Here is a 23,018-nt window from a genome sequence, read left to right as displayed (position 1 = left end):
GTTTCAGCTTTCTTGTGCGGTGGTGGGCGGCGGCGCTGCGGGGCCCGTGCCGTGGTCTTGGCCATGCCCGGCGCGCTTGGCGCGCCAGCCGTGCACGGCGGCGAACACCGCGGGCACGAAAAACAGGGTGGACACGGTGGCCAGCAGCAGGCCGCCGATCACGGCGCGCCCGAGCGGCGCGTTCTGCTCGGCGCCTTCGCCCAGGCCCAGCGCCATGGGGATCATGCCGATGATCATGGCCAGCGCCGTCATGAGCACCGGCCGGATGCGCGTGGCGCCCGCTTCGAGGGCGGCCGACAGCGGCGGTATGCCCGCAAGCAGCCGGTCGCGCGCGAACGACACCAGCAAGATGCTGTTGGCCGTGGCCACGCCCATGGTCATGATGGCGCCCGTGAGCGCCGGCACGCTGAGCGTGGTGCCGGTAATGAACAGCATCCAGGCGATGCCCGCAAGCGCCGCGGGCAGCGCGGTGATGATGATCGCCGCGTCGAGCCAGGCCTGGAAGGTCACGACGATGAGCAGATACACGAGCACGATCGCCATTGCCAGCCCCACGCCCAGGCCGAGGAACGAGGACTGCATGGTCTGCACCTGACCGCGCGTTTGCACCTGGTTGCCGCGCGCAAGCTTGGGCCGCGCGGCATCGACGAGTTTTTGCACCTGCACGGCCACGCTGGCCAGGTCGGTGCCCTGCACACTCACGAACACGTCGATCACGGGCGCGATGTTGTAGTGCGACACCACCGCGGGCTGGCGCGCGGGCCGCACGTCGACGAGGTTGCCGAGCAGCTGCGGCGTGTTGCCGCCGGTGTTCACGGGCACGTTGAGCAGCGCGTCGAGCGAGCCGATCTGGTACTGCGGCGCCTGCACCGCGAGGTTATAGACCACGCCGTTTTTGGGGTTGAGCCAGAACGCGGGCGCGGTCTGCGAGCTGCCCGAGAGCGCGATCAGCACGTTCTGCCCCACGTTCGCCGCCGTGAAGCCCACTTGCTGCAAGCGCGAGCGGTCCATCTGCAGCCTGAGCGCGGGCGCATCCAGGCGCTGGTGCACGTGGGCATCGACCGCGCCGGGGATTTTGCGAATCTCCTTGACCAGGCCGGCCGCCAGCTGCGCATTGCCTGCCATGTCGTTGCCGCTGAACTGGATGTCTATCGCTGCGGGCAGGCCGAAATTCAAAATCTGCGTGACGATGTCCGCGGGCTGGAAAAAGAACTCCACGCCCGGAAAGCGCTTGGGCAGCTCGGCACGCAGCCGCGTGACGTATTCCTGCGTGGGCCGGTGGCCTTCCTTCAGCGCCATGAGCAGCTCGGCATCGATGGTGCCGATCACGCCCGAATTGCTGTACGAGAGGTTGATGCCGCTGTTGGGCACGCCGAGGTTGTCGAGGATGGTTTCGAGCTCGGCGGGCGGAATCATGCGGCGGATTTCGGCCTCGACCGCGTCGGCCAGGCGCGCGGTTTCTTCGATGCGCGTGCCCGTGGGCGCACGCATGTGCAGGCGGATCTGCCCCGCATCCACGGAAGGGAAAAAGTCGCGCCCCAAAAACGGAAACAGCGCGCACGAAAGCACGCAAAAGCCCAGAAACAGCACGATGAAGCGCCCGCGGTGCGCGAGCAGCGACGAGAGCACGAGCGCATACGCGCGGCGCACGTGCTCGAAGCGGCTGTCGAACGCGCGGTACACGCGCTGCAGCAGGCTCGCGTGCTGGCCTGCGCCGGCCGCCTCGTCACCGTGCGGCGCGTGACCGGCATGCCCCTGCATCATCAGCATGACGAGCGTGGGCACCAGCGTGCGCGAGAGCAGGTACGAAGCCAGCATGGCAAACACCACGGCCTCGGCCATGGGCGTGAACAGGTAGCGCGCCACGCCCGAGAGGAAAAACAGCGGCACGAACACGATGCAGATGCACAGCGTGGACACGAGCGCGGCCGAGCCGATCTCGCCTGCGCCGTCCATGATCGCGTCGTGCAGGGATTTGCCCAGGCCCACGTGGCGCTCGATGTTTTCGATGGTGACGATGGCCTGGTCCACCAAAATCCCCACCGAGAGCGCGAGCCCGCCCAGCGTCATGAGGTTGAGCGTCTCACCGAGCACGTAGAGCAGCAAAATCGACGCGAGGATGGACAGCGGAATCGTGAGCGCAATGATCAGCGTGCTGCGCCAGTTGCCCAGAAACACCAGCACCATGGCCGCGGTGAGCGCCACCGCGAGCAGCGCCTCGAACACCACGCCCTTGACGGCGGCCTTGACGAACACCGACTGGTCGAACAGCGGCGTCACCTTGATGTCGGTCGGCATGCTCTGCACGGCCAGGGGCAGCATGGCGCGCAGGTTGTTCACGATGTCTATGGTCGAGGCGCCACCGTTTTTGAGGATGGATAGCAGCACGCCGCGCACGCCGTCCTGGCGCACGATGTTGGTCTGCGGCGAGAAGCCGTCGCGCACCTGCGCCACGTCGCGCAAATACGTCGTGGCGCCGTTGATGGTGCGCACGGGCAGGTCGTTGAGCCCCTCGATCACGCTGGGCGAACTGTTCATCGCCACGTTGTATTCGGTTGCACCGATCTTGGCCGTGCCCGAGGGCAGGATCAGGTTCTGCGAATTCACGGCGTTGACCACGTCGCTGGGCGCCAGGCCGCGCGCCTGCAGCGCCGGGATGTCCAGATCGACCGAAATCAGCCGCGTCTTGCCGCCATAGGGAAAAGGAATCGCCGTGCCCGGAATCGTCACGAGCTGTGGGCGCAGCTGGTTCACGGTGGCGTCGAACAGGCGGTTCTCGGGCATCGTGGGGCTGGAGAGCGCAAGCTGGATGACCGGAATGCTCGAAGCCGAATACTTGATCACGAGCGGCGGCGTGATGCCCGGCGGCAACTGCTTGAGCAGCGTCTGCACGGCGGCCGTGGTCTGCGCGAGGCCGGCCTGGATGTTCGCCGTGGGCTGGAAAAACATCTTGATCACCGACACGCCCGAGAGCGAAGTCGAATCGATGTGCTCGATGTCGCTGACCAAGGTCGTGAGCGAGCGCTCGCTCTGGGCCGTGATGCGCTGGCCCATTTCGTCGGGGGCGAGGCCGGTGTAGTTCCAGATGATGCTGATCACCGGAATATTGATTTCCGGGAAGATGTCGGTCGCCATCTTCAGCAGCACGAAGGGGGTGGCCAGCACGATCAGCATCGCCATGACGATGAAGGTGTAGGGCCGGCGCAGGGCGATCGAAACCATGGGATGGCAGGAACGAGGGGAAAGGAAAAAAGACACGCTCCCTTTTGGGGGGAGCGCGGGGCCATGATAGGTGCAAACATTTGCAAGCGTGTGCGGGTTATCGCCTATCCGAGTGCGCATCCTGGGCATTGCACAATGCACGCAGCCCGGGGCTGCACACGCGCCCCATGATTTGCAGCAAAAACTGGCTTTTGTGCTTATTGGGTGACCGCCGTTAGCTATCATTTTTGATAGCTTCTCGCCATCCCGTATCCACCATCGCCACCAGCCCCGACCACACGCGCCAAAAAAGGAACGCCCGCATGTCCTCTTCCCGCCTGCCCGCACACATCGCGCGCCGTCTGCGCCTGCCCGTGATTGCCGCGCCCATGCTGCAGGTGTCGGGCATAGAGCTCGTCGTCGCGGCGTGCCGCAGCGGCGTGATCGGCGCCTTTCCGACGGTGAACGCGCGCAGCCCCGCAGAGCTCGACGCCTGGCTGGCTGAAATCCGCGCGCGCCTCGCCGCACACCCAGACGCCGCGCCGCCCTGCCCGAACCTGATCATGCGCTCGCCGCGGCTCGCCCAAGACCTCGCCTGCGTGCTGCGACATGGCGTGGAAGTCGTCATCACCAGCGTGGGCTCGCCCGCACCCGTGGTCGATGCGCTGCACGGCATCGGCTGCCTGGTACTGGCCGACGTGGCCACGCTCGCGCACGCGCGCAAAGCCATCGCGGCCGGCGCCGACGGGCTGGTGCTGCTCACGGCGGGCGCGGGCGGGCAGACCGGCTGGCTCAACCCCTTTGCCTTCGTGCGCGCACTGCGTGCCGAATACGACGGCCCGCTGGTGCTCGCCGGCGGCATCAGCGACGGCGTGGCGCTGCGCGCGGCGCAGGTGCTGGGCTGCGACCTGGCCTCGATGGGCACACGCTTCATCGCCACGCACGAGAGCATGGCCGACGAAGCCTACCGGCAGATGCTCGTCACTTCCACCCTGGACGAAGTGCTGCTCACGCGCGCCTTCAGCGGCCTGCCCACGAACATGCTGATCGACTCCATCGTGCGCATGGGGCTGGACCCGGCCCGGCTCGACGAAACCGTGACGCCCAGCACCGCAGACCAGATGTTCGGCGGCAGCGCCCACGGCAACCACAGCGCCGGCCCGCGCCGCTGGCGCGACATCTGGAGCGCCGGGCACAGCGTCTCGGGCGTGCACGCGGTGCAGTCGGTGCAGGAGCTGGTCGAGGAGCTTGCGCAAGAGTGGTCGCAGGCAGGCTAGCCGCGCGCGGCAAACGGCCGGCATGGCCACTCGCAGCCCCCATTTTGCGAGCACCAAGCGCAGGCCACGCTTGCATTAGTGGCTTTTTTCGCCTGCGTCTTTTACCGGAAGAAAACCCGCTTTTACTTGAACGATAATTGCGCCCCGTGCGTGGTTTATAAGGGTATTTACCAATACCGGTCTGCGTCAGCACATGGAAAGCGGATCTGCCATGAAACGCTACCAGCCACGAGCCCGCACGTCCGCGCCGCAATGTGCGGCTTTTTTATGGCTCGATCGCAATAGCAACAATGAAATACACCCGCTTCATCTCCCAGGGCGCCAAGCTTGCAGGAATACTTGCTGCTGGCACCCTGTCCGCACAGGCCCAGACAGCCCCTGGCGTCACTTTTTACGGCGTCATGGACGCTGGCATCGCCAGCTTTTCACGCAGCGCCAACGTGGACAGCCGCCTGACCAAAGTCAACAGCGATGCCAGCAACTCCTCGGTGTGGGGCCTGCGCGGTAGCGAAGACCTTGGGGCGGCATGGCAGCCCTCTTTGGCCTCGAGTCCATGGTCAGCCTGAAAACCGGCGACAGCTCGACCCCCAACAGCTCGGGCGCCACCGTGTCCGGCAATCCGGCCGTCTCGAACGTGACGTTTCGCCGCGCGGCCTATGTGGGTATGAAGAGCGAAAGCTATGGCAGCGTGATGTTGGGCCGCAACTACACCGCCACCGCCATGCCCCAACTGGTGAATGCCAACGGCCTGCCCAACAATGCCGTCAACACCGGCCTCGTGACGCTGACCGCCGCGCAGGGCATCAACAACGACTACTGGAACAGCAACATGGTGCGCTACGACAGCCCCGTGTTCAGCGGTTTCAACTTTGCGCTGCAGTACGTGTTTGGCGAAGACCCGCAAAACAACAGCGCCGGCTCCGGCTACGGTGGACTTCTGAGCTACACCAGCGGGCCATTCAAGGTCGTGGGCACCTACAACAAGGACAAGGGCGCGGCCAACGCCGCCAACAGCGCCAACCCACGCGCCGACGTGGGCAAAAGCATTGACTGGTGGATGGTTTCGGGCTCGTACGACGTGGGCCAATTCCGCCTGAGCGCCGCCTACGACCAAGTCAAGAACGACGATGGCCGCACCGCCACCCTCAAAGGGGGCGCCGCCAACAACGTCTGGATCGACTCCAAGATGTGGACCGTGGGCGGCAACTACGCCATCACGCCGCAATTCCGACTCGGCGCCCAGTACGGCGAGGTCAAGGAAACCTGGACCGACACCAAGAGCAAGCAAACGGTGCTGAGCGCGCACTACGCATTCTCCAAGCGCACCAATGCGTACTTCACCATGACCCACACGAGCAACGGGAATGCGCCGATTCTGCCGATCTATGGCAATCCGCAAACCAACGTCAGCGTGCCGAACCATTCGGTCAATGCGTTCGTGCTGGGAATGGTGCACCGGTTCTGACGCCCGCACCACATCTTGCCCGAGCGCGCAGCTTGGCAAGAAAAGCTGCGCGCTCGGCTACCGGCACACAGCCGGGCACGCCCGGCTCAGCGCCCACGACCGTGGAGGCAGAAGGTAGTTCCATCACGCAACTTGTTCCTTCACCGCCCCATAAGAGCGCAGTGCAACCCCTTTCTGAGCTACCAAACGTGTAGCGAAATGGAATTCGCGCTATAGTTCTTGCACTCGAGTCCATTCCGCCCGATACCTGCGAGGAGATGCATCCATGAGCGCCAAAGAAAAACCCGCCATCAGCCAGTTGTTTGACCTGCTCGAATCCCGCTACGCTTTGCGCGTACTCTGGGCCTTGCGTGATGGCCATCCGCAGACCTTCCGCCTTTTGCAGGACAGCGTGGGCGGCATCACCCCGAATACGCTCAACACCCGCATCAAAGACCTGCGCGAAGCCGGCTTGCTGGACCACGGCAGCGGCGGCTACTTCCTCACCGCTTCGGGCGCAGACCTGGTCAAGCGCCTGAGCGATGTGCAAGCCTTCGCCACGCGCTGGGTGGCGGCACGGGCGAAAAAATAAGGGCAGCGCCCTCGAGAAAGGCGCCAAGAGCCACTCCGCAGCCACCCCTCACGTGCCGCGCAGCGCCGAGCGGCAAGTGCCGCTACCTCAATCGAACAAGGCGCGCGCCAATGCAGCGTATTTGGCATCGCCCACGGCGTCACGAATTTTGGGTGCCAGGAGCCTGTCGGACTTTGGGCGTCGAAAGCGAGAAGGTGCCCCAGCGTGACCAGTTTTTGCCGGATTCGCCGCCCCATAGCGGGCCTATGGGGCAAGAAGACGGTAAAAAATGGGTCGCTGCGGCGCATTCGCAGCCGACGATTCCAAAGTCCGACAGGCTCCTAGCGCCGCCCCCCGTAAATCGGGGCTTTCCATGACCCGTGCACCATGCGACGGGAAGGACGGCCCCGGCTACCGTCCGGCAACCCGGTGCCACCCGCTCCCCCCCACGGCCACGACGAAGCCGACCGGCACGCCGAACACCCCTGCCGCCACCGGCTCTATCCCCCACCACAGGCCATCGGTAAACAGCCAGCGCGGCAACACGCCCCCTGCGCGCAGTGCGGGCATTTGCGCAAGCATGTAGTACGTCGTGACGCCAAACCCCGCGAGCATGCCGGCCACAGCCCCTTGCCGCGTCATGCCGCGCCAGAACAGGCCCAAGACCATGGTCGGCACGAAGGCCGACGCTGCGAGCGAAAACGAGGCAGACACCATGGGCAAAATTTCCGCGGGCTTGAACGAGGCCACCATGGCCGCCGCCAGTGCCACGGCCAGCAAGGTGAATTTGCTCAGGATCACGCGCTGCTCGGGCGAGGCCCGCGCCCCCTTGTCGCCATGAAAATACAAGTCGTGCACCAGCGCATTGCTGATGGTCAGCAGCAAGCCATCCGCCGTGGACAAGGCCGCCGCCAGACCGCCCGCGGCGACAAGCCCAGAGACCACATACGGCAAGCCACCGATTTCCGGCGTGGCGAGCATGATCAGGTCTGCGCCCAGATGGATCTCGCCGAACTGCACGATGCCGTCGCCGTTCATGTCCTCGACCGAGAGCAAGGCAGGATCGACATGCGCCCACTGCGCCATCCAGTGCGGCAAGGCGTCGAAGTGACTGCCCACGAGGTTTTGCATCACCTCGAACTTCACCAAAGCCGCGAGCGCGGGCGTGCTCAGGTACAGCAAGGCGATGAAAAACAGCGACCAGGCGACCGAGGTGCGCGCCGCCGCGACCGAAGGCACGGTGTAGTAACGCGTCAGCAGATGCGGCAAGCCGGCGGTGCCGACCATGAGGCAGAACATCAGCGCCAGAAAATTGCGGCGCGAAAGCGTGTATTCCTCTTGTTCCTGGGGCGTGCCCGCGGGATTGCCGGCAAAGGCCTGGCTGTGCGGCGGAAGGCCCCCTAGCAGCCTGTCGGACTTTGGAATCGTCGGCTGCGAATGCGCCGCAGCGGCCCATTTTTTACCGTCTTCTTGCCCCATAGTCCCGCTATGGGGCAGCGAATCCGGCAAAAACTGGCCTCGCTGGGGCCCATTCTCGCTATCGACGCCCAAAGTCCGACAGGCTGCTAGCGGATGCGCACGCTCGAAGCTCTCGCGCATCTCGCGCGTCCAGCGCTCGCGCGCCTGCGCCGCATCACGCGGCAGCGCCGCAAGCGCCTGGCTCGCATGCACGATCTGCTCCACATCGGCGTTCTGTGCACGCAGGGCCTGGATCTGCGCCCTGCCTTTTTCGCGCTCGCGCTGCAGCGCGCCCTCAACATCGCGCAGGCGTTCCTGCAAATCGAGCGCGCGCTGCAAATAGGCGCGCGCCACCTCGCGTTCAGCAGGTGAAGCGCGAAACTGCTCTTCGAGTTCGGCGATCTTGCCGATCTGCGCCCCATACACCAGCGGCGCCATGGGATTGCCCAATTGCTGGTACGACAGCCAGGAAACGGGTATCAAAAAAGCGAGCAATAGCACGACGTATTGCGCCACCTGCGTCCAGGTAATGGCCCGCATCCCACCGAGAAATGAACACAGCAGCACGCCGCCGAGCCCGAGCATGATGCCGATCTCGAACTGCACCCCCGTAAGACGCGAGGCGATCAGCCCCACGCCGTAAATCTGCGCGACCACGTAGGTGAACGAGCACAGCACCGCGGCCCATGCCGCCAGGATGCGCGGCCAGCGCCCACCGAAACGCAGCTGGAAAAAATCGGGCACGGTGTAGAGCTCCAGCGCACGCAACTGCGGCGCGATCAGTAGCGCCACGAGGCAAAACCCGCCCGTCCAGCCGAGCAGGTACGCAAGGCCCCCAGCCTGCCCCGGCGCGCCCGCAAACCCCTGCAAATACAAGGCGCCCGAGAGGCTGATGAACGAGGCCGCACTCATCCAGTCGGCCGCGGCCGCCATGCCGTTGAACATGGGCGGAATGCGGCGCCCGGCCACGTAATACTCTTCGGCGTCGGTGGTGCGTCCGCGCACGCCTATGGCGGCATAGACCATGATGCTGCCGAACAAAAAAACCGGCCCTATCCACTGGCGCGAAAACCCATGGTGCTCGGCCCATGCCATGAGCGCCAGAAAGCCCAGCACGCACAGCACATACCAAGCCAAGGCCCGGTGCAGACGCCAGCGAGCGTTTCTTCCGCGCTCAGCCATGGCGCGCGCCATCACCCGGGGCCTCGGATTCAGCGTCCGCCGCCGTCGCCCCCAGGTCCTGACGCTCGAAGCGGTTCATCGCCCAGGCATAGAAGACCACGATGGCGATGAACATCAATACGGCCCCTTGTGCCACGAGCCAGTAACCCAGCGGCCACGGCCCCGTCGTCCATGCCTGCAGCTGGCGCGCAAAGAAAGGCACGCCAAACGCCACTGCAGTCCACAGCAGCAGCAACGCGGCCTTGAGCCAAGGATGCCGCAGATCGTGCAGCTGCGCCGGCAACGGGTCTGCTGCATCGGAGCTCGCGTTCACCGGCATTGCGTCCAAGGCCCTTGCAACCGCGTTGCCTCACTTGTTCGCAACGCGGCGCCCCGCAGTGGCATCAGCCAGCCAGCTGTTGCCAGGTGGCGATCACGCTGTCCGGGTTGAGCGAGATCGATGCAATGCCCTGCTGCATCAGCCACTGCGCAAAATCCGGGTGATCGCTCGGGCCTTGACCGCAAATGCCTATGTATTTGCCCTGGGCACGGCAAGCCTGGATGGCCTGGTGGATCAGCGCCTGGACGGCGGGGTCGCGCTCGTCGAAGTCCTGCGCGAGCAACTCCAGCCCCGAATCGCGATCCAGCCCCAGCGTAAGCTGGGTCAAGTCGTTGGAGCCGATCGAAAACCCGTCGAAAAATTCCAGAAAGCGCTCGGCCAGAATGGCATTGCTAGGGATTTCGCACATCATGATGAGCTTGAGCTCGTCCTTGCCACGTTCGAGGCCGTGCCGCGCGAGCAGTTGCACCACGCGCTCGGCCTGTCCCAGGGTGCGCACAAAGGGCACCATGACCTGCACGTTCACGAGCCCCATCTCGGTGCGCACGCGCCGCAGCGCCTCGCACTCCATCGCAAACGCCTCGGCGAAATCCGCGCCAAGGTAGCGCGCCGCACCGCGAAAGCCCAGCATGGGGTTTTCTTCCTCGGGCTCGTAGCGGCTGCCGCCGATGAGCTTGCGGTACTCGTTGCTCTTGAAGTCGGACAGACGCACGATGACCGGCTTGGGCCAGAAGGCCGCAGCGATCGTGGCCACGCCCTCGGCCACCTTGTCCACGTAAAAGGCGCGCGGGCTCGCATGACCACGGGCCACCGACTCGACGGCCTTTTTCAGATCGCTGTCGATGTTGGGGTAATCAAGGATGGCCTTGGGGTGCACGCCGATGTTGTTGTTGATGATGAACTCCAGGCGCGCGAGCCCCACGCCCTCGTTGGGCAGTTGGGCAAAGTCGAAGGCGAGTTGCGGGTTGCCCACGTTCATCATGATCTTGGTGGCGATCGCGGGCATGCTGCCGCGCTGCACTTCGGTGACTTCGGTCTCGAGCAAGCCATCGTAGATGCGGCCCGTGTCGCCCTCGGAGCAACTCACGGTGACCAGCATGCCGTCCTTGAGCCGCTCGGTAGCGTCGCCGCAGCCCACCACGGCCGGAATGCCCAGCTCGCGCGCGATGATGGCCGCATGGCAGGTGCGCCCGCCGCGGTTCGTGACGATGGCGCTCGCGCGCTTCATCACCGGCTCCCAGTTCGGGTCCGTCATGTCGGTCACGAGGATGTCGCCGGGCTGCACCTTGTCCATCTCATGCAGGTTATGCACCACACGCACCGGGCCGGCGCCAATCTTTTGCCCGATCGCGCGCCCTTCCACCAGCACCGCGCCATGCCCCTTGAGCTTGTAGCGCAACTCCACCTGCCCCTTGGCCTGGCTCTTCACGGTCTCGGGGCGGGCCTGCAAAATGTAGAGCAAGCCATCCACGCCGTCCTTGCCCCATTCGATGTCCATGGGGCGCCCATAGTGCTCCTCGATCAATAGCGCATAGTGCGCCAATTGCAACACGTCGTCGTCGGTGAGCGAGTAGCGGTTACGCTGCTCGGCCGGCACTTCCACGGTCTTGATGAGCTTGCCCGACTGCGCCTTTTCCTCGGGCGTGCAAAACACCATCTGGATCAGCTTGCTGCCCAGATTGCGCCGGATCAGCGCCTTTTTGCCCGCGCGCAACATGGGCTTGTGCACATAAAACTCGTCCGGGTTGACGGCACCCTGCACCACCGTCTCGCCCAGACCATAGCTGCTCGTGATGAACACCACGTCCTCGAAACCGGATTCGGTGTCTATGGTGAACATCACCCCCGAAGCGCCAATGTCCGAGCGCACCATTTGCTGCACACCCGCCGAGAGGGCCACTTCAGAATGCACAAAGCCCTTGTGCACGCGGTAGCTGATGGCACGGTCGTTGTAGAGGCTGGCAAACACTTCCTTGATCTTGTGCTTGACTTCGGCCAGGCCAATCACATTGAGAAAGGTCTCCTGCTGCCCGGCAAACGAGGCATCCGGCAAGTCTTCCGCCGTGGCGGAGGAGCGCACCGCAAACGATGCGCCGGGATGATCGGCGCTCAGGCGCGCAAAGGCTTCATCGACGGCTTTTTCAAACGCCGCAGGAAAGGGCTGTGCCTCGACCATGGCGCGGATTTCGGCCCCGGTCTTTGCGAGCGCGCGCACGTCGTCCACGTCCAGCGCGTCCAGCAACGCATTGATGCGCTGGTCCAGGCCCGCATGGCGCAAAAATTCGCGGTAGGCGTGCGCCGTGGTGGCAAAGCCCGTGGGCACGCGCACCCCATGGGGCAATTGCGAAATCATCTCGCCAAGGCTGGCGTTCTTGCCGCCCACGAAGGCGACATCGGTCATCCTGAGATTTTCAAACGGTACGACCAGGGCCTCCGAGCTGAAACGTGCTGACATAGGAACACTCCAAAGTTGATAAACCGGACCGGGGCCCCGGGCAACGCCGGGGCCGCAGGCGCGCGCAGACATCCACCACCGCTTTGGTTCTTTTTGGGCTTGGATGGTGCATTGAATGTCTGGGCGAAATTCGGATCGTGACGTACGCACGCCAGCCCCTGAATGGAAACTTGCCACATCTCAGTCGGACTGGCGCACGTGACACAGATAATGGGCGCCATTGTAGGTCTGCAGCGCAGGCCAGCGCCCCCCAAGGAAACATCCATGCACTCTCGTACCGCCTTTTTCGTGTCCGATGGCACCGGCATCACCGCAGAAACCTTCGGCAAAGCCATCCTCGCCCAGTTCGAGCTCAAGCTGCGCTTCGTGCGCCTGCCTTTCATCGACACGGCGGACAAGGCGCACCAGGCAGTGCGGCAAATCAATCACACGGGCGAGCTGGAGGGCAAGCGCCCCATCGTTTTCACCACGCTCGTGAACATGGAGGTGCTCGGCGTCCTCCAGAACCATTGCAAAGGCATGCTGCTCGACATGTTCGGCACCTTCGTCAACCCGCTGGAACAAGAACTGGGCATCAAGTCACACCACCGCGTGGGCCGCTTCAGCAACGTGAGCCGCAGCCGCGAATACGCCCAGCGCATCGAAGCCATCAACTACAGCCTGGCGCACGACGACGGGCAGAGCAAACGCGACCTCGCGAACGCCGACGTCATCCTCGTGGGCGTCTCGCGCAGCGGCAAAACCCCGACCAGCCTGTACCTCGCCATGCAATACGGCATCAAGGCCGCGAACTATCCACTGATCCCTGAAGATTTCGAGCGCCGCCAGCTTCCCGAAGCGCTTTTGCCCTACCGGAAAAAAATCTTTGGCCTGAGCATCCAGCCCGAACGCCTCGCCGAAGTGCGCAACGAGCGCCGCCCCCAGTCCAAATACGCCAGCCTGGCAAACTGCCGCCACGAAGTCTCCGAGGCCGAAGCCATGATGCGCCGGGAGGGCATCCGCTGGCTCTCCACGACCACCAAGTCGATCGAGGAAATTGCCACCACCATCCTGCAGGAAATGCACCTCGAGCGTCCGACGTTCTGACCGTCTCTGCACCTTTTTTGAAGCACCCGTTTGCTATTATTTAATTAGCATTTCACGCTTTATCTGCCAGGATGGAACGGCAATTCGACCCAATATCCACGCTCCGCGCAGGAGGCGCGAAAAATCCCCACGGCATTGCCCCGACCATGGCAGGACCTACAATTGCGCCGTCTGCGGTGCTGTCGGGCCTTATATTTCCTTGAACCAATGCTCATTGAGCACGGGCTTGGTACATTGCCTGGCTAGCGTGATCGTCTCGCGTCAGATGAACCCAAAGTCAGGCTGCCCTCGCCCCCCTGAACCCCCGGTTCAGGATGCCGGTCCGGTGGCACTTGCAGACACCTTTTCAGCGCAGTTGGGATGGCACCGCAAAGCGCTCTCGCCTCCCCCTCCATGCACCTTCCTCCCTCCCTGATCCTCGAGCTGTGCGCCCTCGGCCTGGCCGCAGGGTTCCTCGCCGGCCTGCTGGGCATAGGCGGCGGCATGCTGCTCGTGCCCATGCTGACCTATCTTCTGGGACGCCAGCAGGTCAGCCCCGATCTGGCCGTCAAGATGGCCATCGCCACCTCCATGGCGACCATCGTGTTCACCTCGCTGTCCAGCGTGCGCGCGCACCACCGGCACGGCGCCGTGCGCTGGGACATCGTGCTGAGGCTCGCACCCGGCATCGTTTTGGGGGGCTTGCTCGCGAGTCTGGGAGCGTTCAGCCTGCTCAAGGGCACATGGCTGGCCATTCTTTTCAGCCTGTTCGTGGGTTTCTCCGCAGTGCGCATGTGGGCGGACAAAAAACCTTCGCCCACCCGACAAATGCCGCATGCGGCCGGGCAACTCGTGGCGGGGGGCGTGATCGGTTTCCTGTCCGGGCTGGTGGGCGCAGGCGGCGGCTTCGTGAGCGTGCCCTTCATGGTCTGGTGCAACGTCGCCATCCACAGCGCCGTGGCCACCAGCGCCGCACTGGGCTTTCCGATTGCCATCGTGAACGTCCTGGGCTACGTGCTCAGCGGCCTGTCCGTCGCTGGCCGTCCGGCCCTGTCATTCGGCTACATCTGGCTGCCTGCGCTCGTCTGCGTCGCAGCCTGCAGCGTGCTCACGGCCCCCTTGGGCGCGCGCGCAGCGCACCAACTGCCGGTGGCGCAACTCAAACGCATCTTCGCGAGCCTGCTCCTGGGGCTTGCGACCTACATGCTCTGGAAAGGGTTGGCCGCGGCCTGAAACCGCGACGAACGATGACGCAAGCTGCGCCAGGATGCCGGCAATTCAGCACAACGGATCGGCAAGCGCATCCTGCATCGCGGCGCCAGGGCGCGCAAGCTTTTGCCAGAACTCCGTGGCGGGTAAGGCCGGAGTGCACAAAAAACCCTGGAAATGACCGCAGTGCAAGCGCTGCAATGCGGCCCGCTGGGCGGTCGTTTCCACCCCTTCCGCCACCACTTCGATATGCAGGGCCTGCCCCATGCCCACGATGGCGCGGACGATCGCCAGGTCGCCCTCGTCGTCGGGCAGACCACGAATGAAAGACTGGTCGATCTTGAGTTTATGGATGGGCAGCTTTTTGAGGTAGGCGAGGTTGGAGTAGCCCGTGCCGAAATCGTCGATCGCCAGACTGACGCCCAAACCGGCCAGCTCCCGCAGGCGCTCTTCCATCTCCAGCGCATCCTGCAGCATGATGGACTCGGTCAACTCGATTTCCAGCAGCGCCGGCGGCAGCTGGTGCACGGCGAGCAGGCGTGTGACGCGCTCGACGAAATCGGGCTGGCGAAACTCCAGCGTAGAGACATTCACGGAAATGACGAGCGGATGGCCTGCATGCATCCATTTGGCAGCCTCGCGCACCGCCTGCTCCATGACCCAGGCCCCCAGCACGATGATGAAGCCAGATTCCTCGGCCAAAGGGATGAAAAGACCTGGCGACACCGTCCCGAGCTCCGGATCCGTCCAGCGCAGCAAGGCCTCGGCCCCCGTAATGCCACCGGTAGCCAGGCTCACCTGCGGCTGGTAATGCACGGCGAATCGCTGCGCCGCGAGCGCCTGGCGCATCGCGTGCTCCAGCTTCATGCGCGACAGCAAATGCGCGTTCATCTGTGGCTGGTAGAAGCTGTAATTGCCGCGCCCACGGTCTTTGACGCGGTACATCGCTGTATCGGCCTGCTTGATGAGCTCGTCCAGCGTGGCGCCGTCCTGTGGGTACAGCGCGATGCCCATGCTGCACATCACCGAAAAACCCATGCCGTCGAGCTCGCAGGGGCGCAGCATGCTTTCGAGGATGCGACGCACCACACCTTCTGCCACTGCCGCATCGGCTTCGTGCAGGTAAAGCAAGAACTCGTCCCCGCCCAGACGGCACAGCATATCCGTCTGGCGCAGACAGGATGCGATACGCTCGGCCACCAGTTGCAACACCCTGTCGCCAAAGGAATGGCCCAGGGAATCGTTCACGATCTTGAAGCGGTCCAGATCGAGGAAAACGATGGCGAAGCACGGCGCCTTTTCGGATGCTTCCTGGATCGCCACATCCACACGCTGCGCAAACTGTCGGTAGTTGGGCAACCCCGTCAGCGCATCGGTGTAAGCGAGCTCCTGAATGCGCTGCCGGTCGGCCTGCTGCTGCGTGATATCGCGATATGAATAGACCCAGCCGGAGAGCTCGCCGCGCTGCAGCTGCGGCACCACCAGCCGCTCGACAACGACGCCATGGCGCAAGTGCAAAATGTCGCAGGCTTGCGCCTCAGGCTGCTTGGCCAACTCGGCAAGCCGCCTTTTATAGGCCTTCTTGTCGGTAACCTGGGCCGCCATGTGCGCATATACCGCCTGGTCATCGCGCTCCACCAACAAGCGCTCGGGGATGTCCCAGATTTGTGCCATGCGCCGATTGAAAGCACGTATGCGTCCCTGCAGGTCGCACACCAAAATCCCTTCCGCGGCTGAATCCAGCGTAGCACGCAGTTCGGCCAGCAAGGCTTCCAATTCACGCTCGGTGTTCTCCTGCACGGTGCGATCGAGCATGCTAAGCACTAAATAGCCTCTGCCGTCGAGAGCTTGCAACGGCGCTACCCGGCGCGCCACGGCCACCCACGCGCCATCGCCACGCAGCACGTGGGTATAGGAGTCGATTCCCCGCGCAATTTCTTCCGTAGTGCCGCCCCAGAATGCCTGATCCTCCGGCGTGACGGCCAGACGCAGCACCGGCATCCCCCGCATTTCGTCACAGGACAACCCAAGCAGCCGCGCGGCCGCTTCGTTCGACTGCACAATGCACAGAGACTTTGCATCGACGAGCCAGACGGCCTCTTGCAGACTGTCGAGCCAGGATTTTTGCACCTGCAGGGTCATTGCATGGCCTCCTCTTGCCCTTCTACCGCCTCCAGCGCTACCACGCGCTCAAAAAAGTAGCAAATTTTTTTACGCGGTGACAGGTAGTCCAACGCTTCCCGCGGGAGTTGGCTCGGCTTAAGACTGCGACGTATGCCCAGCTCCGGCTCGGCCTCCAAGTCCAGAATCAGCGCCTCCTCTTTGGGGACTTGCGGGTCGTGCACGATCACCTTGGGGCGCAGAGGCCGGTTCGAATTGACGGACACGACGAGCGCATAACGGTCATTGGCCAGTTGCACCACCGACCCTGGGGGGTACACCCCCATCATGCGAATGAAGGCGGCCAGCACCATTTCGTCAAAGAATGCCTTGCGTCGCGCGAAAATCACGGCCAAGGCTTCGTGCGGGGTCAGGGCATCGGCCTCGCGCACCGGGTTGCAGAGCCTATCGTAGTGATTCACCAACGCGAGCATCTGGCTCACGCGCCCCAGATCACTGCCACAGAGCCGCTTGGGAAACCCGCTGCCATCGGCCATCTCGTGGTGCTGGGCCATCGCAATCACGGCCGCATCGGGAAGCCCCATGCTGCGGGCCAGAGCAACCGACGCACGCACATGCCCCTCATACTGCGCGCGCTCTGCCGGTGTCATCGTGGGCAGCGGATGCCGGTATTTGGGGGGCAGGGTGATCTTGCCCACATCGTGCAGCAAAGCGGCCATGCCCAGCTCCTGCAACTCCGTACTCTGCAGACCCAAGACCTTCCCGAGCAGCAAGCTTGCGACCATGACATTGACCGGATGGAGCGCTGCGCGCTCGCCAGCCCCCTCAGACAAAAGACGGATGGCCACCTCGTCTTTGGCAAGCAGGCTGGAGACACACTCTGCCACCAGCTTTTGGGTTTGCGCACAGGCCTGCGCAGGGAGCTCCAACACCGTGCGTTCGATCGCAAGATATTCACGGGTCGCTTGCGCAAAGCGCCGGTCACACTCCAACAGACGACGATTTTGTTCCGCCAGCAACGCCAGGCGCATCGCCTCGGACGAGGAAACATCCGTGCTTGCAGGCTGCGCGGCCACTGACTCGCCAGACTCCATAGCCGTGGGAGGCACTTCCTTTTTCTCCGATGTTGCCAATGCGCGCCGGACATCGGCATCACATTTGTCCAGGATGACGCGAACTCTCGTCAGCCCCAGGTCGCGCAAGGTGGCAATCTGCTGCGCAGACGCAATGCGAAAACTGTTCACAGGAAAAGGATGATTCATCCAGCCCACCTCCAACTGGATGAACATGCCAATGCAAAGCTGATCGATGTCGATGTAAATGGAAGAAGTCACTGCAAACAATGGGCCTACCGTTACGCCCTCTTGCACATTGTTCGCAAATTATGACCTCTGCGCGCACAGAAAGCAGCTTTGACTCTGAAAAATGTAGCGCAATGCAAAAAAAACGCGCGTATCCCCCTCACCGACCTCCACCGAAATCCAGGCCCTCAGGCACACCACAGCGAAGACTTGGCGATGACGTCCATCCACAATGCCCAGCCGGCCATGGCACAGAGCAAGAGCCCGGCAAGCCGCGTCCCCCAGTCGGCCCGTGCGGCATTGATGCGCGAGCGCAATTGCCCCCAGATCCAGGGGCCGGCCAGCAGCCAGACGCCGCTGCCAATGCCGAACAACGCCATGGCCCATGCGCCTTGCCACACCCCACCGCTCAAGGCCGCCACCAGCAGGGCGGAATACAACAAGCTGCAGGGCATCAGCGCCCATAAAACCCCCACCAAGCCTAGCCCCACGGGTGCTGCAGTCCATGATTGCATGCGGCGCCACACCGCACGCCCAGCGCTCTCCACCCAGGCAGGCTGGCGCGCTTGCAGCACCATCGCCAACCCCCATACCAGAATGGCCACGTGCATCAAAGTCCATACAGGCCGCAAGGCAGCCGTTTGCTGCGTCATCCAGGCCAAGCCATCCATGGCCCATGCGGCCAAGGCACCTGCCAGTGCGTATCCCGCCAAGCGCCCGAGGTGAAAAGCCGCGAGCCGCTGCACCCCGCCGAAACCGTTGGGCAGCCAGCGCACTCTTTCTTCGCCTTGCGCCGCTGCACCGCCTCCCATGGCGGCGACTGCCGAAGACCCGTTCACCAGCGCTGCACATGGCGCCGCACACATGACAAGACAATGCGGCCCCCCGACCACGCCCATGAACAACGCTGTTAATGAAAAAGTGAGCAGCATGCGCAGATTACGCGGCCCTCAAGGCCGATTTTTCAAATGATGCGCGAAAAACGCGCCCTGTTGCGGTCGGCTTGCAAATAGCGATCGAACACCATCGCAATGCCGCGCACGAAGAACCACCCCGTAGCCGTCACGCGGATGCCTTCGGGCCCCAGAGCAACCAGGTCTTGTTCGGCCAGCCCCTCCAACTGCTCCAACTCCGCTGCGAAGTATTTGCGAAAGTCGATCAGCCAAGCCTGTTCCACGGGTTCAAACACAAGCTCACCCTGGCACATCAGCGCCATGATGACCGCGCGGCGTACAAGGTCGTCGCGCGACAAAGCCAGGCCACGCACCACGGGCAGGCGACCGCGATCCAGAAAGTCGTAATACTCCTCCAAGGTCTTGGCGTTCTGGCTGTAGGTGGCACCAATCCGGCCGATACCCGAGACACCAAGACCGATCAGGTCACAATCGGGCTGCGTACTGTAGCCCTGAAAATTACGATGCAAGCGTCCTTGCCGCTTGGCAACGGCCAGCGCGTCCGTGGGCAAAGCAAAATGGTCCATGCCCACGTACACATAGCCCGCCCCCATCAAGGCGTCCAGCGAACGCGACAGCATCGACAGCTTGGCCTCGGCCCCGGGCAACTCCTCTGCGTGGATGCGCCGCTGCGGCTTGAACCGGTCCGGCAGATGCGCATAGGCATAGAGTGCAATGCGGTCGGGCCGCAACTGTCCGACGAGCGCCAAGGTGCTATCAAAGGACTCCGGTGTCTGCCGTGGCAAACCATAGATCAAGTCCACATTGACGGACTCGAATCCCAAGGTCCGCGCGGTCTCGACGAGCGCGAACACCTGCTCCGCCGGCTGGACGCGATGCACGGCCTTTTGCACCTTGGGATCAAAGTCCTGCACGCCGAAGCTCAACCGGTTGAAGCCGAGTTCTGCCAGCAGCGCCAAGCGCCCCGCATCCACCGTGCGCGGATCGACCTCTATGGAATATTCCCCCCCCGGAGCCAGGGCAAAATTGTGCCGAATCATCGCCATCAGTCTGCGCAAGCCCGCATCCGAGAGGAAGGTCGGCGTCCCTCCACCCAAGTGCAACTGGCTGACCGGCTGGCCCGCGCCAAGCTGCGCCACATGCAAGTCCATCTCTTTGCCCAGGTAGTCCAGGTAAGCCTCGGCACGTTCGTGATGCTTGGTGATGATCTTGTTGCAGGCGCAGTAGTAGCACAGCGACTCGCAAAATGGAATGTGCACGTAAATTGACAATGGCAGCGCCGTCGCACCGCCCAGGCGACGCTGGGCAAGCGCAAGCACATAATCCCTGTCACGAAAAGCCTCAACGAAGCGATCGGCGGTAGGATACGAGGTGTAGCGGGGCCCCGGCACATCGAAGCGGCGCAGAAGTTCGGGTGAGACAGCTGTCATAAATTTATCCTTGCGAACTCAGCAACTGTGCCTTACGCTTGCAAGCAACTCATTGACATGTGTCAAGCTATCGAACAGGTGGAGAAGCAGCCCCCTTACGAGCCACCACTGCCGTCTTACTCCTAAATTTATGACTCCTCAAACCATCAAAGTTGCCTGCTCCAACTGCAATTTGCGTGAGCTGTGCATGCCTGTGGGCCTGAACGACGAACAACTGCAGCGCATAGACGAGGCCGTCGCCGTGCGGCGCAAGGTCAAGCGCGGTGGCACCCTGTTTCGCAACGGTGAAGCGTTCACCTCTCTGTTCGCGATTCGCACCGGCTTTTTCAAGACCTGCCTCACTACGGAAGACGGCCGCGACCAAGTCACCGGCTTTCAGATGGCTGGGGAAATCATTGGACTGGACGGCATCGTCAACGACCACCACAGCTGCGATGCGGTGGCGCTGGAAGACGCAGAGGTTTGCGTCATGCCATTCGACCGTCTGGAAGAACTCTCCCGAGAATTCACGGCATTGCAGCACCATGTGCACAAGATCATGAGCCGGGAGATCGTGCGCGAACACGGCGTCATGCTGCTGCTGGGCAGCATGCGCGCCGAAGAGCGCCTCGCCGCCTTTTTGCTCAATTTGGTGCAGCGCCTGCATGCGCGCGGCTTCTCGCAGTCGGAGCTGATTCTCCGCATGACACGCGAAGAGATCGGCAGTTATCTCGGCCTGAAACTGGAAACCGTGAGCCGCACCTTCTCAAAATTCGTTGAAGAAGGCATTATCGAAGTCAAACAGCGCCATGTGCGCATACTTGATGTCGAAGCTCTGCGCAGTATCGTGAACAATCAACAAAACTGCCACTGACAATCCAGCCTACGCCCCAAAATCTGTGAATATGACCAGCATCCGCTGGCCATAAACAGATTCAGCACGTAGGCTTGCGACAGTCATCCGGCCTATCCGACGCAGGAACAGGGCAACGGTTCAACTCAAAAGGCGACATCACCAAGAGTGTAGTCAATGCACTCGAAGCCATGTTGACGATCCAAAAGACAAAAAAAGCAATGGTGTAAATTCCCTCACGCGACATTGCCAGAGGGTGACCAAACCACTGCAAATCTTGTGGATCGACCAAAGCAAATACCAAAATTTCTAAAACGCCCGCCATCAAAAAGGCGGGCCAGGCAATCCACATCCATCGTTGCGACCCCATATATCGTCTCCTTTCCATGCCTCGGTGCAAATTATTTCAATGCGGCTGATCTTTGAGAGGCGTAATGACATGGTTACGGGCTTTGAGAGCCGGTGCAAGGCTCTTCTCTGGTTGCGCCAGGGTTTTATTGATTTCAAGCCCATGTCGATAATAATCCTCGTCGATGACAGGATCCGGGGTGCGAATGGCAATCCACAGCGTCACAAACCCCGCGATGATCACGATAGCGGGGCCGGCGATCAAAAGCCACACATAGCCAATTTTCCACCAGGGTTGCATATCTGAAGGGTGGCGAGCAGTCGTTGGCATAAAAATCCTATAAATGTTGCTGCACGAGCCCCTCAGCGGGGCACGAGGAAAATAGACTTCTCTTCTATCCTGGCTTTGTCGTCCAGTGATTCGATGACGAAACTGATAGGATGCGAACCAGGGCTTGCCGCCCCATAGGGAATCTGCACCCGAACTGCTACCCAGCGCGCCTCTGCTGGCCCTACATCGTACTCCGCATCCGATGCCATTTCAATGCCATCCAGTCCTTTGACGGAAATATGGTAATGATGCGCACGTTCCGTGGCATTCATGATCTGCAAACGATAAACGTTTTCCAGCCTGCCGCCAGCCACTATGCGCGACAAGGCGGCCCGATCACGTACCACATCCACCTTCATGGGGCTGCGCATCGTCAGACTCACCAGCATGGCCACGCAAAGCAGCAGCAACAGAATGGTGTATATCAAAATACGCGGCCTCAATATCCTTCGCAGCATCTGCGCGCGCGTCCAATGGCTACGCAAACCGTTTTGCGTGACGTAGCTTATCAGGCCTTTAGGGTAATGCATTTTTTCCATGACGGAATCGCACGCATCGACACATAGGCCACAGCCTATGCATTCATACTGCAAACCATTGCGTATATCGATACCCGTCGGACACACTTGAACGCAAAGCGTGCAGTCTATGCAATCCCCTAAACCCTTGGCCTTGTGATCGACATTCTTGTTGCGGGGCCCGCGCGGCTCTCCACGCTCAGCGTCGTAGCTGACGATCAGAGTATCCTTATCGAACATGGCGCTTTGAAAGCGCGCATAAGGACACATGTATTTGCACACCTGCTCGCGCATGAAGCCGGCATTGCCATAGGTGGCAAAACCATAAAACAAAACCCAGAAAATCTGCCACCCGCCTTGCAAGGCCAGCAATTCGCCACCCAACTGACGAATCGGCACAAAATAACCGACGAAGGTAAACCCGGTCCACAGAGCAACGGCAATCCACAAAAATTGCTTGAGAAATTTTTTGCGAATTTTCTCGAAATTCCAAGGCCCGGCATCGAGACGCAAACGCGCCGTGCGATCGCCCTCTACCTTGTGCTCTATCCACATGAATATCTCGGTATACACCGTCTGCGGACAAGCGAAACCACACCACAAGCGCCCCGCCACTGCCGTGAACAAAAAGAGCGAAAGTGCAGAGATGATGAGTAGCCCCGTGAGATAAATGAAATCCTGGGGATAGAGCACCAGACCAAAAATATAAAAACGCCGCGCCCCCAAATCAAACAATACCAGCTGGCGCTCGCCCCATTGCAGCCAAGGCAATCCATAAAATGCCAATTGCGTCAGAAACACCATCGCCCAGCGCCAGCGCGCAAAAATCCCGCTGATCGATCGGGGGTAAATCTTTTTGCGGGCTTCGTAGAAAGAAACGAGCTCCTCGGATTCCGAAGAATCAGCGGGAGCAGCTGCGATTGGTATGACCTTGCGGGGCGGCTGGTCTGTGGAACTCATGATTCAGAGATATCCATTAAAAAAACAAATCACCAAAAAGTTTTGCCGGAAGGAAGACATCATTGAGCACAATGCGTCTTTC

General features: G+C 62.1%; 19 protein-coding genes. 8 read left to right on the top strand and 11 right to left on the bottom strand.

Going from position 1 to position 23,018, the window contains the following annotated elements:
* Nucleotides 1-3 precede the first annotated feature (3 nt).
* Nucleotides 4-3,222: an efflux RND transporter permease subunit gene (locus PYV55_RS10480; protein WP_275850822.1), complete on the bottom strand. Its 3,219-nt coding sequence runs from the start codon at nucleotides 3,220-3,222 to the stop codon at nucleotides 4-6.
* 302 nt (nucleotides 3,223-3,524) lie between these two features.
* On the opposite strand from PYV55_RS10480, the gene PYV55_RS10475 reads away from it, so the two are divergent.
* The 5 genes from PYV55_RS10475 (at nucleotide 3,525) to PYV55_RS10455 (ending at nucleotide 6,870) form a co-directional block, all read left to right on the top strand.
* Complete coding sequence (locus PYV55_RS10475; RefSeq protein ID WP_275850820.1) at nucleotides 3,525-4,478, top strand: NAD(P)H-dependent flavin oxidoreductase; 954 nt, start codon at nucleotides 3,525-3,527, stop codon at nucleotides 4,476-4,478.
* Nucleotides 4,479-4,768: 290 nt separating this feature from the next.
* On the top strand, nucleotides 4,769-5,044 hold the full coding sequence (locus tag PYV55_RS10470; RefSeq protein ID WP_275850818.1) for a porin: 276 nt from the start codon (nucleotides 4,769-4,771) through the stop codon (nucleotides 5,042-5,044).
* A complete protein-coding gene (locus tag PYV55_RS10465) occupies nucleotides 5,005-5,943 on the top strand; it encodes a porin (protein ID WP_275850816.1) in 939 nt (312 codons plus the stop codon). The genes PYV55_RS10470 and PYV55_RS10465 overlap by 40 nt, the downstream gene beginning before the upstream one ends.
* Before the next feature lie 265 nt (nucleotides 5,944-6,208).
* Nucleotides 6,209-6,514 carry a winged helix-turn-helix transcriptional regulator gene (locus PYV55_RS10460; RefSeq protein ID WP_144733548.1) on the top strand — a complete coding sequence of 102 codons (306 nt, stop codon included), beginning with the start codon at nucleotides 6,209-6,211 and terminating at the stop codon, nucleotides 6,512-6,514.
* 173 nt (nucleotides 6,515-6,687) lie between these two features.
* A complete protein-coding gene (locus tag PYV55_RS10455; protein ID WP_275850811.1) occupies nucleotides 6,688-6,870 on the top strand; it encodes a hypothetical protein in 183 nt (60 codons plus the stop codon).
* Between the two features lie 34 nt (nucleotides 6,871-6,904).
* Here the strand turns inward: PYV55_RS10455 and PYV55_RS10450 are convergent, their stop codons facing one another.
* From PYV55_RS10450 to ppsA, 3 genes are all read right to left on the bottom strand, one after another.
* Nucleotides 6,905-9,133: a VC_2705 family sodium/solute symporter gene (locus PYV55_RS10450; RefSeq protein ID WP_275850809.1), complete on the bottom strand. Its 2,229-nt coding sequence runs from the start codon at nucleotides 9,131-9,133 to the stop codon at nucleotides 6,905-6,907.
* Nucleotides 9,126-9,452 carry a DUF4212 domain-containing protein gene (locus PYV55_RS10445; protein WP_275850978.1) on the bottom strand — a complete coding sequence of 109 codons (327 nt, stop codon included), beginning with the start codon at nucleotides 9,450-9,452 and terminating at the stop codon, nucleotides 9,126-9,128. Before PYV55_RS10445 ends, PYV55_RS10450 begins: the two co-directional genes overlap by 8 nt.
* A 64-nt stretch (nucleotides 9,453-9,516) precedes the next feature.
* A complete protein-coding gene (gene ppsA / locus PYV55_RS10440; RefSeq protein WP_275850806.1) occupies nucleotides 9,517-11,907 on the bottom strand; it encodes a phosphoenolpyruvate synthase in 2,391 nt (796 codons plus the stop codon).
* Between the two features lie 264 nt (nucleotides 11,908-12,171).
* Between ppsA and ppsR the strand changes: the two genes are divergently transcribed.
* Nucleotides 12,172-12,993 (top strand): posphoenolpyruvate synthetase regulatory kinase/phosphorylase PpsR, encoded by an 822-nt coding sequence (gene ppsR, locus PYV55_RS10435; RefSeq protein ID WP_275850803.1) that lies wholly within the window; start codon nucleotides 12,172-12,174, stop codon nucleotides 12,991-12,993.
* Between the two features lie 393 nt (nucleotides 12,994-13,386).
* A complete protein-coding gene (locus PYV55_RS10430) occupies nucleotides 13,387-14,205 on the top strand; it encodes a sulfite exporter TauE/SafE family protein (RefSeq protein ID WP_275850801.1) in 819 nt (272 codons plus the stop codon).
* Nucleotides 14,206-14,250: 45 nt separating this feature from the next.
* Here the strand turns inward: PYV55_RS10430 and PYV55_RS10425 are convergent, their stop codons facing one another.
* The 4 genes from PYV55_RS10425 to hemN all read right to left on the bottom strand — a co-directional run bounded on the left by PYV55_RS10425 (nucleotide 14,251) and on the right by hemN (nucleotide 19,947).
* Nucleotides 14,251-16,323, bottom strand: a complete 2,073-nt coding sequence (locus PYV55_RS10425; RefSeq protein ID WP_275850799.1) for a putative bifunctional diguanylate cyclase/phosphodiesterase — start codon at nucleotides 16,321-16,323, stop codon at nucleotides 14,251-14,253.
* A complete protein-coding gene (locus PYV55_RS10420) occupies nucleotides 16,320-17,636 on the bottom strand; it encodes an HD-GYP domain-containing protein (protein ID WP_275850797.1) in 1,317 nt (438 codons plus the stop codon). The genes PYV55_RS10425 and PYV55_RS10420 overlap by 4 nt, the downstream gene beginning before the upstream one ends.
* A gap of 155 nt (nucleotides 17,637-17,791) precedes the next feature.
* A complete protein-coding gene (locus tag PYV55_RS10415) occupies nucleotides 17,792-18,535 on the bottom strand; it encodes a sulfite exporter TauE/SafE family protein (RefSeq protein ID WP_275850794.1) in 744 nt (247 codons plus the stop codon).
* 32 nt (nucleotides 18,536-18,567) lie between these two features.
* Entirely contained in the window at nucleotides 18,568-19,947 is a 1,380-nt protein-coding gene (gene hemN, locus PYV55_RS10410; protein ID WP_275850791.1) for an oxygen-independent coproporphyrinogen III oxidase, read from the bottom strand.
* A gap of 130 nt (nucleotides 19,948-20,077) precedes the next feature.
* Between hemN and fnr the strand changes: the two genes are divergently transcribed.
* Nucleotides 20,078-20,800 carry a fumarate/nitrate reduction transcriptional regulator Fnr gene (gene fnr / locus PYV55_RS10405; RefSeq protein ID WP_275850789.1) on the top strand — a complete coding sequence of 241 codons (723 nt, stop codon included), beginning with the start codon at nucleotides 20,078-20,080 and terminating at the stop codon, nucleotides 20,798-20,800.
* A 61-nt stretch (nucleotides 20,801-20,861) separates the two neighbouring features.
* On the opposite strand, the gene PYV55_RS10400 is transcribed toward fnr, so the two are convergent.
* The 3 genes from PYV55_RS10400 to ccoG are packed head-to-tail and all read right to left on the bottom strand — an operon-like array spanning nucleotide 20,862 to nucleotide 22,936.
* Complete coding sequence (locus PYV55_RS10400) at nucleotides 20,862-21,149, bottom strand: hypothetical protein (protein WP_275850787.1); 288 nt, start codon at nucleotides 21,147-21,149, stop codon at nucleotides 20,862-20,864.
* 36 nt (nucleotides 21,150-21,185) lie between these two features.
* A complete protein-coding gene (locus PYV55_RS10395; protein ID WP_275850785.1) occupies nucleotides 21,186-21,458 on the bottom strand; it encodes a FixH family protein in 273 nt (90 codons plus the stop codon).
* Nucleotides 21,459-21,490: 32 nt separating this feature from the next.
* On the bottom strand, nucleotides 21,491-22,936 hold the full coding sequence (gene ccoG / locus PYV55_RS10390; protein ID WP_275850783.1) for a cytochrome c oxidase accessory protein CcoG: 1,446 nt from the start codon (nucleotides 22,934-22,936) through the stop codon (nucleotides 21,491-21,493).
* Nucleotides 22,937-23,018: the final 82 nt, after the last annotated feature.

The sequence above is a fragment of the Extensimonas soli genome, assembly GCF_029211265.1.
GTDB classification, from domain to species: Bacteria; Pseudomonadota; Gammaproteobacteria; order Burkholderiales; family Burkholderiaceae_C; genus Extensimonas; species Extensimonas soli.
This window is presented reverse-complemented; position numbering and strand designations above follow the sequence as displayed.

Bases quoted from the DNA above. Each gene is read 5' to 3' on its own strand.
- PYV55_RS10425 (WP_275850799.1), bottom strand. From the start codon at position 16,323: ATGACCCTGCAGGTGCAAAAATCCTGGCTCGACAGTCTGCAAGAGGCC.
- hemN (WP_275850791.1), bottom strand. From the start codon at position 19,947: ATGACAGCTGTCTCACCCGAACTTCTGCGCCGCTTCGATGTGCCGGGG.
- PYV55_RS10445 (WP_275850978.1), bottom strand. From the start codon at position 9,452: ATGCCGGTGAACGCGAGCTCCGATGCAGCAGACCCGTTGCCGGCGCAG.
- PYV55_RS10465 (WP_275850816.1), top strand. From the start codon at position 5,005: ATGGCAGCCCTCTTTGGCCTCGAGTCCATGGTCAGCCTGAAAACCGGC.
- PYV55_RS10470 (WP_275850818.1), top strand. From the start codon at position 4,769: ATGAAATACACCCGCTTCATCTCCCAGGGCGCCAAGCTTGCAGGAATA.
- PYV55_RS10460 (WP_144733548.1), top strand. From the start codon at position 6,209: ATGAGCGCCAAAGAAAAACCCGCCATCAGCCAGTTGTTTGACCTGCTC.
- PYV55_RS10480 (WP_275850822.1), bottom strand. From the start codon at position 3,222: ATGGTTTCGATCGCCCTGCGCCGGCCCTACACCTTCATCGTCATGGCG.
- PYV55_RS10450 (WP_275850809.1), bottom strand. From the start codon at position 9,133: ATGGCTGAGCGCGGAAGAAACGCTCGCTGGCGTCTGCACCGGGCCTTG.
- ppsA (WP_275850806.1), bottom strand. From the start codon at position 11,907: ATGTCAGCACGTTTCAGCTCGGAGGCCCTGGTCGTACCGTTTGAAAAT.
- PYV55_RS10475 (WP_275850820.1), top strand. From the start codon at position 3,525: ATGTCCTCTTCCCGCCTGCCCGCACACATCGCGCGCCGTCTGCGCCTG.
- PYV55_RS10400 (WP_275850787.1), bottom strand. From the start codon at position 21,149: ATGGGGTCGCAACGATGGATGTGGATTGCCTGGCCCGCCTTTTTGATG.
- ccoG (WP_275850783.1), bottom strand. From the start codon at position 22,936: ATGAGTTCCACAGACCAGCCGCCCCGCAAGGTCATACCAATCGCAGCT.
- PYV55_RS10415 (WP_275850794.1), bottom strand. From the start codon at position 18,535: ATGCTGCTCACTTTTTCATTAACAGCGTTGTTCATGGGCGTGGTCGGG.
- ppsR (WP_275850803.1), top strand. From the start codon at position 12,172: ATGCACTCTCGTACCGCCTTTTTCGTGTCCGATGGCACCGGCATCACC.
- fnr (WP_275850789.1), top strand. From the start codon at position 20,078: ATGACTCCTCAAACCATCAAAGTTGCCTGCTCCAACTGCAATTTGCGT.
- PYV55_RS10430 (WP_275850801.1), top strand. From the start codon at position 13,387: ATGCACCTTCCTCCCTCCCTGATCCTCGAGCTGTGCGCCCTCGGCCTG.
- PYV55_RS10395 (WP_275850785.1), bottom strand. From the start codon at position 21,458: ATGCCAACGACTGCTCGCCACCCTTCAGATATGCAACCCTGGTGGAAA.